The 12,780-nt window shown below is 65.2% G+C and carries 8 protein-coding genes and 1 rRNA gene; 6 read left to right on the forward strand and 3 right to left on the reverse strand.

Annotated elements, in window-relative coordinates:
- The first annotated feature begins 17 nt into the window (after window positions 1–17).
- A 5S ribosomal RNA gene (rrf, locus tag ASG75_RS13870) occupies window positions 18–131 on the forward strand.
- A 142-nt stretch (window positions 132–273) separates the two neighbouring features.
- On the forward strand, window positions 274–957 hold the full coding sequence (locus ASG75_RS13875; protein ID WP_056390721.1) for a rhomboid family intramembrane serine protease: 684 nt from the start codon (window positions 274–276) through the stop codon (window positions 955–957).
- 4 nt (window positions 958–961) lie between these two features.
- Here the strand turns inward: ASG75_RS13875 and ASG75_RS13880 are convergent, their stop codons facing one another.
- Together ASG75_RS13880 and ASG75_RS13885 are read right to left on the reverse strand one after the other, a co-directional pair.
- Complete coding sequence (locus ASG75_RS13880; RefSeq protein ID WP_056390725.1) at window positions 962–1,690, reverse strand: glutamine amidotransferase; 729 nt, start codon at window positions 1,688–1,690, stop codon at window positions 962–964.
- A gap of 33 nt (window positions 1,691–1,723) precedes the next feature.
- Window positions 1,724–3,544, reverse strand: coding sequence for a GspE/PulE family protein (locus ASG75_RS13885; protein WP_056390728.1), 1,821 nt, complete (start codon window positions 3,542–3,544; stop codon window positions 1,724–1,726).
- A gap of 97 nt (window positions 3,545–3,641) precedes the next feature.
- Between ASG75_RS13885 and glyQ the strand changes: the two genes are divergently transcribed.
- Together glyQ and glyS are read left to right on the forward strand one after the other, a co-directional pair.
- A complete protein-coding gene (glyQ, locus tag ASG75_RS13890) occupies window positions 3,642–4,565 on the forward strand; it encodes a glycine--tRNA ligase subunit alpha (RefSeq protein ID WP_056390731.1) in 924 nt (307 codons plus the stop codon).
- Window positions 4,562–6,709, forward strand: a complete 2,148-nt coding sequence (gene glyS / locus ASG75_RS13895; RefSeq protein ID WP_056390734.1) for a glycine--tRNA ligase subunit beta — start codon at window positions 4,562–4,564, stop codon at window positions 6,707–6,709. Before glyQ ends, glyS begins: the two co-directional genes overlap by 4 nt.
- Before the next feature lie 69 nt (window positions 6,710–6,778).
- On the opposite strand, the gene ASG75_RS13900 is transcribed toward glyS, so the two are convergent.
- On the reverse strand, window positions 6,779–7,345 hold the full coding sequence (locus ASG75_RS13900) for a helix-turn-helix transcriptional regulator (RefSeq protein WP_056390736.1): 567 nt from the start codon (window positions 7,343–7,345) through the stop codon (window positions 6,779–6,781).
- A 278-nt stretch (window positions 7,346–7,623) separates the two neighbouring features.
- On the opposite strand from ASG75_RS13900, the gene ASG75_RS13905 reads away from it, so the two are divergent.
- Window positions 7,624–10,692, forward strand: coding sequence for a TonB-dependent receptor (locus ASG75_RS13905; RefSeq protein WP_056390739.1), 3,069 nt, complete (start codon window positions 7,624–7,626; stop codon window positions 10,690–10,692).
- Window positions 10,693–10,897: 205 nt separating this feature from the next.
- Window positions 10,898–12,772: an MFS transporter gene (locus ASG75_RS13910; protein WP_056391349.1), complete on the forward strand. Its 1,875-nt coding sequence runs from the start codon at window positions 10,898–10,900 to the stop codon at window positions 12,770–12,772.
- Window positions 12,773–12,780: the final 8 nt, after the last annotated feature.

A 12,780-nucleotide genomic window follows, 5' to 3' on the forward strand; every position in this document is an offset into this window, starting at 1 on the left:
GCTGCTCCCACCCCTTCCCTGGCGGCCATAGCGGCGTGGTACCACCTGATCCCATCCCGAACTCAGAAGTGAAACGCGCATGCGCCGATGGTAGTGTGGCTTTGCCATGCAAGAGTAGGTCACCGCCAGGGGCTTTATCCTGAAACACCCTCACCGGCAACGGTGGGGGTTTTTCTTTGGCATCGAAGTGCCGATCCCATCATCGTTGGCAATCTGTCATCGCCTATGATGGCGGGCATGCCGTGGCCTGGCGCATGTCTGGGGGAGCAACTCTTGTTTGTCCATGTCGAAACACGTCGCCGTCCCCGTTGGCACTGGGCAACCCTGTTGGTGGTGACGGTCTGCGTGATGTGTTTCGTGGGTCTGGCGCTGACACCTGCCATGCAACGGGTTTCCCTGTTGCTGGAATGGGGTACGGTACCGGCGAACATCTTCGATCCGCACGAGGCGCTGCTGCCGCAGCTGACCGATCCCGCCTTGCTGCGTCTGTTCACGGCGCTGTTCATCCATGTGACCTGGCTGCATCTGCTGAGCAACCTGCTGTTTCTGGCGATCTTCGGTTTGCCGGGCGAACGCGCGTTGGGCTCGCTGCGGTTCCTGCTGCTGTTCGTGGTGGGCGGGATCGTGGCGAACCTGATCGGTGCGTTGTCCCTGACCGGTGTACGCCTGCCGATCATCGGCTGCAGTGGCGCGGTATCGGCGGTGGTCGGCACGTATGTGGCGCTGTTTCCGCGTGCCCGGCTCGGCCTGGTGCTGCCGCTGGGCCTGTACCTGGAGTTCGTGCGAGTGCCGGCGTTCCTGCTGATCGGCCTCTGGGTACTGCTGCAATTGCTGTTCAGCTATGCAGGGCCGAGCTATGGCGCCTATGTCTGGTGGGCGCACATCGGCGGTTTTCTGTTCGGCGTGGTGTTTGCGTTGTTCTCGCGCGATGCGATCGCCCGCCGCCTGCGTGGCTGAGATCTCAGCCGGCGATTGCGGTCCAGCGGTGGTGGCGTGAGAACTGGCGTAGCAGCCGGCGGGCGATCGGCGTGGCGGCCACCGCGCGGAAGACCTGTTGCGGATCCGCCCCCTCGCGTCGGATGTCGGCATGCTTGCGCCGGATATACGCGCGCATCACCTCGGCGTTGAACTCCGGGTGGAACTGCGCGCTGAGCGCGTGCGGTCCGTAGCGCAGCAGTTGATGCGGGTCGCGCGCCGATCGGGCCAGCACGGCAGTTCCTGCAGGGGGCTCGATCACACTTTGTTCGTGCGTGGTGTGCGCGCGGAAGTTGGCCGGTAGCCCGCGCGCCAACGGGTCCTGCGCGCCGGCGTCTGACAACTCGATTTCCCGGGTGCCGATTTCGCGCCCGCCCGGCAGGTAGTCGACGCGCCCGCCCAGCGCGTGCGCCATCAGCTGGTGGCCATAGCAGACGCCAAACAGTGGCAGTTCGACGTCCATCGCATCACGGATCCAGCCGGCAGTGCGCTCGCTCCATGCCAGACGTTCGGTGACCATGGTCGCCGAGCCGGTGATGATGGCCCCGGCGACTTCCTGCGGTGCCGGCAAGACTTCGCCGGCCGCGACGTCGACGATCCGCAGCTGCTGCGGGTGCAATCCTGCGCCAAGCCGGAACCAGTGGGGGAAGTCGCCGTGGCGGGCCCGGATGCGATCCGGCGCGCGGCCGGTGCGAATGATCAGTACGGGTTTCATGTGAGGAATCGGTTACGCGTCGTATGGACGTCTTTACGGCCGAGCATCGTCGAACGCATCGATCGGCGGAAGCACGGTGAGGATCTCCTGCACGGTAGTCAGTCCGGCCGCCACCTGGTCCGCAGCCGAGATGCGCAGCGGACGCATGCCCTCGGACAAGGCGGCTTGGCCAAACCCGCTGAGGTCGAGCTGGGCCGAGATCATGCCACGCAGCCGCGACGACAGCTTCAGCATCTCGTAGATGCCGGTACGGCCGAGGAAGCCGGTATTGCGGCACTCCAGGCAACCGACCGGTTGGAACACCTGTTGCGGCAGCGGCATGTCCCAGCCGTGGGTGAGTACGGTCCAGGCCTGTGGCTCTTGTGCGCTCGCTTGCTTGCAGTGCGGGCACAGCGTGCGCACCAGTCGTTGCGCCACCACACCGGTGAGGGTGGACTGGATCAGGTAGTGCGGCACGCCCAGGTCGAGCAGGCGGGTGACCGCACTGGGGGCATCATTGGTGTGCAAGGTGGACAACACCAGATGACCGGTGAGCGAGGCCTGCACCGCCATCTGCGCGGTTTCCAGGTCGCGGATTTCGCCGATCATGATGATGTCGGGGTCCTGCCGCAGCAGCGTGCGCACGCCGGCGGCAAAGTCCAGGTCGATCGCCGCATGCACCTGCATCTGGTTGAATTCCGGCGAGACCATCTCGATCGGGTCTTCCACCGTGCACACGTTGAGCTCCGGCGTGGCCAGGTGCTTCAGCGTGGAATACAGCGTGGTGGTCTTGCCCGAGCCGGTGGGGCCGGTGACCAGCACGATGCCGTGCGGCCGCTCCACCATGCTGCGCCAGTTGGCGCCCTCGGTGGGGGAGAAGCCGAGCTGGGCGAAGTCCTTCACCACCAGGTCCGGGTCGAAGATGCGCATCACCACCTTCTCGCCGAACGCGGTGGGCATGTTCGAGATGCGCAGCTCCACCTCGCGGCCGGAGGCCGAGCGGGTCTTGATGCGGCCGTCCTGCGGGCGGCGCTTCTCGGCCACGTCCATGCGCGCCAGGATCTTGATGCGCGCGGTCACCGCGGTCATCACCGGCGCCGGTAGCTCGAACACCTTCTGCATGATGCCGTCGATGCGAAAGCGGATGTGGCCGGTGTCGCGGCGTGGCTCCAGGTGGATGTCCGAGGCGCGTTGCTCGAACGCGTACTGCAGCAGCCAGTCGACGATGTGCACCACGTGGCGGTCGTCGGCGCCGACTTCGCCGCTCTTGCCCAGTTCGACCAGCTGCTCGAAATTGAGGATCGCCGAAGAGGCATCGCTGCCGCCCTTGGCATCCTGCGCCAGCTGGATCGAGCGCTGGACGCCGTAGAACTCCTGCAGGTAGCGGTTGATGTCGATCGGGCTGGCCACCACGCGCTTGATGTCCCGCCGCAGCATCTGCGCCAGATCCGGCGCCCAGCCAGCCTCGAACGGCTCGCAGGTGGCGAAGGTCACCTCACCCGGAGTGGCCGCGATCGGCAGGATCCGGTGGCGCTTGGCGTAGGCATGGCTCACCGCCTGGGTCGCCGCGGCGACGTTGATCTTCATCGGGTCGATCTTCAGGTACGGCAGCCCGGCGTGGCCGGCCAGCCACTCGGTCAGGGCTTCCAGGCTGAGTGGTCGGCCCTTTTCGTGCTGGTTCGCCAGCTTGGCGTTCGCGATCAGCACCAGCGGGTGCAATTCGACCGTGCTGCGGCCGGCCCGGACACCCATGCGCACCTGCTTGGCGTCGTCGGCCAGCAGGTAACCGTCGACCACCAGCGTCGCCAGCAGTTCGTCCAGTTCCAGTCGGCCACGCCGGCCGAGCAGGGATGCGATTTGAGGTGAAGCGGCCATCCGGATGCGTCCCCCGCGGTGCGTTTTCCGACCGGAACCCGGTGGAAAAGCGAGCTGCGGCTATACTAACGCGCTTTACCCAAGGTCACGGAAAACCATGTCCGCACGCACTTTCCAGGATGTGATCCAGACCCTCAACCGCTACTGGGCGGCGCAGGGTTGCGTGCTGCTGCAGCCGCTCGACACCGAGGTCGGCGCCGGCACGTTCCACCCCGCCACCTTCCTGCGCTCGCTTGGTCCCGAGCCCTGGGCCGCCGCCTACGTGCAGCCCTCGCGCCGACCCACCGACGGCCGCTACGGCGAGAACCCGAACCGGCTGCAGCATTACTACCAGTACCAGGTGGTGATGAAGCCCAACCCCGAGAACATCCTCGATCTGTACATCGGCTCGCTGAAGGAACTCGGTCTTGATCCATTGGTGCACGACCTGCGCTTCGTCGAGGACAACTGGGAATCGCCCACGCTCGGCGCCTGGGGACTGGGCTGGGAAGTCTGGCTCAACGGCATGGAGGTCACCCAGTTCACCTACTTCCAGCAAGCCGGCGGGCTGGAGTGCCGCCCGGTGACCGGCGAGATCACCTACGGCCTGGAACGCTTGGCGATGTACCTGCAAAACGTGGACAACGTCTACGACCTGATCTGGACCGACGGCCCCCGCGGCATCGTGACCTACGGCGACGTGTTCCACCAGAACGAGGTGGAGCAGAGCACCTACAACTTCGAGCACGCAAACGTGCCCGAACTGCTGCGCTGGTTCGACGTCTGCGAAGCCACCGCGAACCAGCTGATCGGGGCGAACCTGCCGCTGCCGGCGTACGAGCAGGTGATGAAGGCCAGCCATACCTTCAACCTGCTCGATGCGCGCCGTGCGATCAGCGTCACCGAGCGCCAGCGCTACATCCTGCGCGTGCGCACGCTGTCGCGCAGCGTGGCCGAGACCTATGTGGCGCAGCGCGAGAAGCTCGGCTTCCCGGGCCTGAAGCACGCGCCGTCGAAGAACGCGAAGGAGCAGGCCGCATGAGCGCCGCCAAGTCACTGCTGATCGAACTGGGCACCGAGGAGCTGCCGCCGAAGGCGCTGGATGAACTGTCCGCCGCTTTCATGCGCGGCATTTGCGACGGCCTGGCCAAGCGCGGCATCGACGCCGGGCTCGACCTGGCCCGGGCCTATGCCTCGCCGCGCCGCCTCGCCGTACATGTACCCGCGGTGGCCGTGGCACAGCCGGAACAGGCGTTGGAACGGCGTGGCCCGGCGCTGAATGCCGCGCTCGACGCCGAGGGCCAGCCGTCGAAAGCGTTGCTCGGGTTCGCGCAATCCTGTGGCGTCGGTGTCGAGCAGCTGGAAAAGCTGGAAACCGACAAGGGCAGCTGGTTCGTCTGGCGGACGCTCAAGCCGGGCCAGCCGGTGGCGGCGCTGCTGCCGGAAATCATCGACGAGGCGCTGAAGACGCTGCCGATCCCGCGGCCGATGCGCTGGGCCGACCATGACTACAGTTTCGTGCGTCCGGCGCACTGGCTGGTGATCCTGCACGGCGCCGACATCATCGACGGCAGGGTGCTGGGCCTGAGCAGCGGCCGCAAGTCGCGCGGCCATCGCTTCATGCACCCGCAGCCGGTGCACCTGGCCGATGCGGACGGCTGGCTGGATGCGATGCGCGCCTGCAACGTGCTGGCTGACCCGAACGAGCGGCGCCAGCGCATTCGCGACCAGGTCAGGCAGGCTGCCGGAGTCACCGGTGGCGTACCGCGGCTCGACGATGCGCTGTTGGACGAGCTGGCCAACCTCACCGAATGGCCGGTGGCGATCGCCTGCACGTTCGAGCGCGAGTTTCTCGGCGTGCCGCCCGAGGCGCTGGTCACCACCATGGTGGCGAACCAGAAGTTCGTGCCGGTATTCGACGCCGACGGCAAGCTGACCGAGCACTTCATCGGCATCGCGAACATCGAGAGCAAGGACCCGGCCGAGATCCGCAAGGGTTACGAGCGGGTGATCCGGCCGCGCTTCGCCGACGCCAAGTTCTTCTGGGACGAGGATCTGAAGACACCGCTGGCCGGCTACCAGGAACAGCTCAACGGCGTCACTTATCAGCAGGCGCTGGGCAGCTTGTGGGACAAGAGCGTGCGCGTGGCCGAGCTGGCGCGGATCGTCGCCAACCGGGTCGGCGTCGATGCCGGTGCGGCCACCCGCGCCGCCTCCCTGAGCAAATGCGACCTGCTGACCCGCATGGTCGGCGAATTTCCCGAATTGCAGGGCGTGATGGGCCGCTATTACGCCAGCCATGACGGCGAGTCGGCGGCCGTGGCCGAGGCGCTGGACAGCTACTACCAGCCGCGTTTCGGCGGCGACGCGATCGCCGCCGACCGGCTCGGCCAGGTGCTGGCCGTGGCCGAACGGCTGGATACCCTGGCCGGCATCTTCGCGGTCGGCATGAAACCCGGCGGCAACAAGGATCCGTTCGCCCTGCGCCGCGCCGCGTTGGGCCTGGCACGCACCCTGATCGAGGGCGGCCTCGAACTGGACCTGCGCGGCAGCTTCGTCGAAGCGCTGGAGCTGCTGCCGGACGCGGCGCTGGCTGCGGGCCTGAAACCGGGCAAGGACGGCAAGCCGCCGGCCCTGAACGCGGGCCAGCGGCGGGCGATCCTGACCGACGAACTGTACGACTTCGTGCTCGACCGCCTGCGCGGCTATTACGCCGAACAGGGCTTCGACAACGCCCAGTTCGAGGCGGTGCTGGCGGTGCAGCCGGCCAGCCTGGCCGATTTCGACCGCCGCCTGCGCGCGGTGGCCGAGTTCGGTCGCTGTCCGGAAGCGGTCAGCCTGGCTGCCGCCAACAAACGTGTCGCGAACATCCTGCGCAAGCAGGCCGAAGAGGCCGGCGCGCCGCCCGTCGGTCGGGTCGTCGACCCGGCGCATTTCGAGGCGGATGCGGAACGCGAACTGGCCGACGCGCTGGCCTCCGCACAGCACGACAGTGCCGAGGCCCTGGCCGCCGGCGACTACGCCGCCGTGCTGACGCGCCTGTCGCAGTTGCAGGCGCCGGTGGACGCCTTCTTCGACAACGTGCTGGTGAACGCCGATGCTCCGGCTGTGCGCGCCAACCGGCTGGCCCTGCTGGGCCAGCTGAAGGCCCAGTTCGGCGCCATCGCCGACATAGCCCTGCTCTGACTGAGCGCACAAAAAACGCGGCAGCCCAGATGGCTGCCGCGTTTTTTTGCGCTCGGACCAGGTTGCGGATCAGGCCGTGCCGCGCTCCTTGCGGACCCGTTCGGCGAGCTGCTGGTTGAACGTCACCATGGCGAGCGGATCCACATGGGAGCCGCCCGGGCCGAGCATTTCGTAGAGCTGGGTCAGCAGATCGGTGTTCTCGGACAGCGAAAGGTGGCTGTCGGCCAGGCTCAGCTCCGACTGCAGGATGCGCACGGCAGTATCCAGCCGCTGCGCGTCGACCCCCATGGGGTTGACAGCATGGCTGTGCTCAAGGCCCGCACGACTGTGGGAACGGTGCGACGCGACTTTTTCCGAACTGTACTGTTCATCCGCACCAGCATGGGTGGGATCGACTTGCAGCGTTCCTTCTCCGGCCACCAGCCAGACCAGTGAAATGCCCAGCGTCTTGGCCAGCGTGACGCAGCGCGCGCGCGACGGATCGGTGTTGCCGTCGCGCCAGCTGCGCACCACGCCTTCGGAGAAGCCACACATTCTTGCGATCTCGGTAGCACTCCCGACGCGCTGGATAAGCAATCTGATGCGTTCGGCGAATGTCCCAGTAGGTGAGGGATTCGTGAGCTTTTGCATATCCATTGAGGTTGCCTAGTGAGAGAGGGGTAGAGCTAGCCCAGATTACGGCGGCATGTCAAGTGAAAAAACTTTCGGAATAAGTTAGGAGAGTGTTGACCTTCGCAATTTCTTGAATTAACGTCGGCCTAACTTGCGTAGCTATTTGCGTTAAGAAACCTAGTTTAAATCATGTGGCTTAGCAGGGCTTGCATAGTTTTTGGGACGTTGTCCTTGGATATCACGAACACACAAAAAGTTTCTTGTGCCCGGATAGTTCGGGCCGAACCATGGGGAATCACACGATGAATTCGCGTAAAAATTTCAAGACCAAGCAATTGCAGCGCACAGCGCTAGCTCTGGCACTGGGACTGGGCTTCACCGGATTGGCCTTCGGCCAGGCGACCACCGGCAGCATTTTCGGTCAGGTTCCTGCCGGCAGCGGTGAGTCGGTGCTTGTCAAGAGCTCGTCGGGTATCACTCGTCAGGTCGCTGTCGATGCGTCTGGCCGCTACGCGGTGGATTCCCTGCCGCTGGGCAACTACACGGTGACCTTGCAGCACGATGGCCAGGCCGTCGATTCGCGTTCGAACGTCACCCTGCGCGTGGGCTCGGGTACGGAAGTTTCCTTCGGTGCGCATGACGCCCAGAACCTGTCGGCGGTGACGGTACAGGCCAACGCCTTGCCGACTATCGACGTCAGCGGTGTCGACTCGCGCACGGTCATCACGGCCGAGCAGCTGGCCAAGCTGCCGCTGGCACGCAGTGCCGAGGCGATTGCCTTGCTGGCTCCCGGCGTGGTTCAGGGCAGCGGCCTGTTCACCAATCTGACCGGTGGCTCGGTGGTGTCGTTCGGCGGCTCCTCGGTGACCGAGAACGCGTACTACATCAACGGCTTCAACACTACCGATCCGCTCAGCGGCTTCGGCGGTATCACCCTGCCGTACGGCGCCATCGACCAGCAGGAAATCATGAGCGGCGGCTACGGCGCGGCTTACGGTCGTTCCGACGGCGGCGTGATCAGCCAGGTCGGCAAGCGCGGCACCAACGAATGGCACTTTGGTGGCCAGGTTCAGTGGACCCCGAAAACTCTGCGTGCAGATCCGAAGAACTGGTACTACGTCAACAAGGACGGCTCGCAGGGCAAGATGCGCCAGTATCGCCAGAACAACAAGTCTTGGACCACCACGGTGGACGCCTACGTCGGCGGCCCGCTGATCCAGGACAAGCTGTTCCTGTTCGCGGCCGTCGAGGCCGAGCGCCAGCAGGGCGAGTCGACCGGCGCGAACGTGGCACCGTTCGTCGACCATTACCGCTACGACAACCCGAAGTGGTACGGCAAGCTGGATTGGAACATCACCGATAGCAACATCCTCGAGCTGACCGGTGCATCGAGCAAGTCGTCGTACCAAGGCGTATTCAACGACTTCGACTATGCCACCAAGACGGAAGGCGGCTTCAACAGCAACGACACCCACACCAAGAATGGTGCGGACGTCTATTCGGCCAAGTTCACCAGCTACATCACCGATGACCTGACAGTAACTGCGCTGTACGGCAAGATGAAGGGCACCTGGTACAGCAGCGTCGCCGACTACGACCCGACCTACCCGTATATCTTCGGCGCCCAGGACCAGAACCCCGATCTCAATGGCGGCTCGACGATCACCAACAGCCAGACGGTGTCGACGGTCAACTTGCCGGGTCACCGTTCGACCAATACCAACCTGCGCGTCGACGTGAGCTACAAGCTCGGCGATCACACGCTGACCGCCGGTATCGACAATCAGGATCAGAAGAACATTGACGGCGGCACCAAGTTCCCCGACGCTGGCCTTGGCTACGCTTGGGAATACAACGACTTCGGCGATCCCGACACTTACGTCATGGGTGGCCCGGGAACCGCACAGCCGGGTGCCGACTGGCAGAACTCGCCGTGGGTGGCCAATACCGGCTCCCAGCCGGGCGGCGAGACCGGCTACTACGTGGCCCGCTACCGTTACCACGACAATGCCTCGGTGCGCGTGGCGCAGCGTGCGCAGTACGTCGAGGACAGCTGGCAGGTGAACGACCGCTGGTTGGTCAAGCTCGGCCTGCGCAACGACCAGTTCACCAACTACAACGCCGTCGGTGAGCCCTACCTGCGCCTGACCAGCCCGCAGTGGGCGCCGCGCGTGGGCTTCAGCTGGGACGTCAACGGCGACTCCAGCTTCAAGGTCTACGGCAACGCCGGTCGCTACTACCTCGCGCTGCCCACCAGCGTGGCGCTGCGTTCCGCCGGCACCTCGCTGTACACCCGTGCCTACTACACCTACACCGGCATCGACGCCAACGGTATCCCGACCGGCCTGACGCCGATCGACACTTATCTCGGTTCCGAAGCACCGGTGTCGGCCAACGGCGAATACGGCCAGGCGCGTGACCCGAAGACCTCGGCCTCGACCAACCTGAAGTCGGAGTACCAGGACGAGTACATCTTCGGCTTTGACAAGAAGCTGGGCGATTCGTGGGTGTATGGCGCCAAGGCGACCTACCGCAACCTGCGCAACGCCATTGACGACGTCGGCGACAACATCTCGATCATCGCCAAGATGAACGCGATGGGCATCGATCCGAACAGCTATGACGCCACGCGAGTGCCGGCGAGCATCCTGATCAACCCGGGCAGCACCTCCGTCTTCAATATTCCGAAGCTGGGCGGTGGCTACTACACCGTGGAGATGGACTGGAAGAACGACTTCCACTTCAACACCACGATGAAGCGCAAGTACTACGGCCTGAACCTGTATCTGGAGCATCCGTTCGACGGCAAGTGGTTCGGCAAAGTCGACTACGTGTGGTCGCGCAGCTACGGCAACAGCGAAGGTCAGGTGCGCTCCGACATCGGTCAGGATGACGTGTCGGCGACGGTCGACTGGGATTATGCCGCGACCATGGACTACGCCAACGGTGCGCTCTCCAACGATCGTCGCCATCAGATCAAGGCATACGGCTCGTACCAGATCGCGCCGGAATGGATGGTGTCGGGTAACTTGGCGATCCTGTCCGGTTCGCCGAAGACCTGCCTCGGCTACTACGGTGAAGCTCAGACCAACCCGGGTCTCGGTTACGGTCCGTATTACCACTTCTGCAAGGGCCAGCCGTCGTCGCCGGGTGCCACGCGCAATCCGTGGACCTACACGCTCAGCCTGAGCGCAGAGTACCGGCCGGAGTGGGCGGGCAAGAAGCTGGCCTTCAACGTGATGGTCAACAACGTGTTTGACAGCCAGAAGATCACCCAGACCTACCCGATCGAGGCAAGTTCGAGCTTTGGTCGCCCGTACAGCATGCAGACGGGACGCTATGTCCGCTTCGGTGCCTCGTACGACTTCTGATGATCTGAAGTAGCACGCATGTTGTAGTTGCAAGAAGGCCGCCGGGGATGACCCGGCGGCCTTTTTTATGTCGGCTATGTATGTGCTGGATGATCGGGCGCCTGGAACTACGCTGTCGCTGGCCGTGGTCACCGGCAATAATGGTCAGGAACGGGCGCCGCGGCTCCACAGCTGCGGCGGAGGCGATACACACCAAGGCCAACGCATGAGCCAATTCGCATTGCTGGGCAAGCGGCGTTTCGCGCCGTTCTTCTGGACCCAGGCGCTGGGTGCCTTCAACGACAATGCGTTCCGCAATGCGCTGGTGATGCTGGTGGCGTTTCAGATGGGGCTGGACGATCACACGGTGTCGCTGTACACCAACCTGGCGCCGGCGCTGTTCATCATTCCGTTCTTCCTGTTCTCCGCCACCGCCGGCCAGCTGGCCGAGAAGTACGAGAAAAGCCGGATCATCCGCTACGTGAAGCTGTTCGAGATTGGCGCGATGGCGCTGGCCGCGTACGGTTTCTATACGCACCACACCGCGCTGCTGCTGATCGTGCTGTTCATGATGGGGATGCATTCGGCCACGTTCGGGCCGATCAAGTACGCGATCCTGCCGCAGGCGCTGAAACCGGACGAACTGGTCGGCGGCAACGGGCTGGTCGAGATGGGCACGCAGATGGCGATGCTGGTCGGCATGATCGCCGGCAACTCGCTGATGCTGGTGGCCGGCGTGGGGCCGCTGCTGGCGTCCGGCGCCACCATCGCGGTGGCGATCGCCGGTTATCTGGCCTGCCGCCGCATTCCGCCGGCGCCGGCGACCGCGCCGGAACTGAAATTCAACTGGAACCCGTTCAGCGAGACCGCGCGGGTGCTGGCGATCACCCGCGCCGATCGCGCGGTGTTCAACGCGGTGCTCGGCATCTCGTGGTTCTGGTTCTTCGGCACGGTACTGATCGCGCAGCTGCCGATCTACACGCGCGAGACGCTGGGCGGCGACGGTTCGGTCAACACGTTGGTGCTCACCCTGTTCTCGATCGGCACCGGCGTCGGTGCACTGTTGTGCGAGCGAATGTCGGGCCGGCGGGTGGAGATCGGCCTGGTGCCGCTGGGCGCGTTCGGCCTGACTGCGTTCGGCGTCGATCTGTACTTCGCGCGGCACGGCGTGGCGGCGGTGCGCGGGCTGGACTGGCTGGCCTTCCTGCACGGCGCGGGCAGCTGGCGGATCGTGCTCGACCTCACCATGATCGGCGTGTTCGCCGGCTTCTACGTGGTGCCGCTGTTCGCCTACGTGCAGGCGCGCGCGCCGCGCGAGAAGCTGTCGCGCATCATCGCCGGCACCAACATCCTGAACGCGCTGCTGATCGTGTCGGCGGCCGGCTTCGGGCTGGGGCTGGGCGCGCTGGGCATGGATGCGCCGCAGATCTTCCTCGCCGCGGCGCTGCTCAACGTGCTGGTGGCCTGGTACATCTTCACCCTGGTGCCCGAGTTCGTGATGCGTTTCATCACCTGGGTGCTGGTGAACACGCTGTACCGGGTGCGCGCCGACGGTGCCGAGCGGATTCCCGCCGAAGGGCCGGTGCTGCTGGTGTGCAACCACGTCAGCTTCATGGATCCGCTGCTGCTGATGGCGAACCTGCGCCGGCCGGTGCGCTTCGTGATGTATTACAAGATCTTCAGCATCCCGCTGCTGAGCTTCGTGTTCCGCACGGCGAAGGCGATCCCGATCGCTGGCCACAAGGAAGACCCCGCGGTGCTGCAGCAGGCCTACGATGCGATCGACACTGCGCTGGCGGCCGGCGAAGTGGTGTGCATCTTCCCCGAAGGCGGGTTGAGCACCGACGGCGGGATTGCGCCGTTCCGGCCGGGCGTGGAGAAGGTCCTGGCGCGGCGGCCGGTGCCGGTGGTGCCGATGGCGCTGCGCGGCCTGTGGGGCAGCGTGTGGAGCCGGCGCGACTCGATGCTGCATCGCGCACGCTTGCCGCGGCGTTTTCGGGCACGGGTGGAACTGGTGGTCGATGCCCCGCGTGCGCCCGAACAGGTCACCGCGGCAACGCTGGAGGCGCGGGTGCGCGAGCTGCGCGGCGACCTGGCTTAGGTCGGGGT

The sequence above is a fragment of the Rhodanobacter sp. Soil772 genome (assembly GCF_001428385.1).
Classification (GTDB): Bacteria; Pseudomonadota; Gammaproteobacteria; order Xanthomonadales; family Rhodanobacteraceae; genus Rhodanobacter.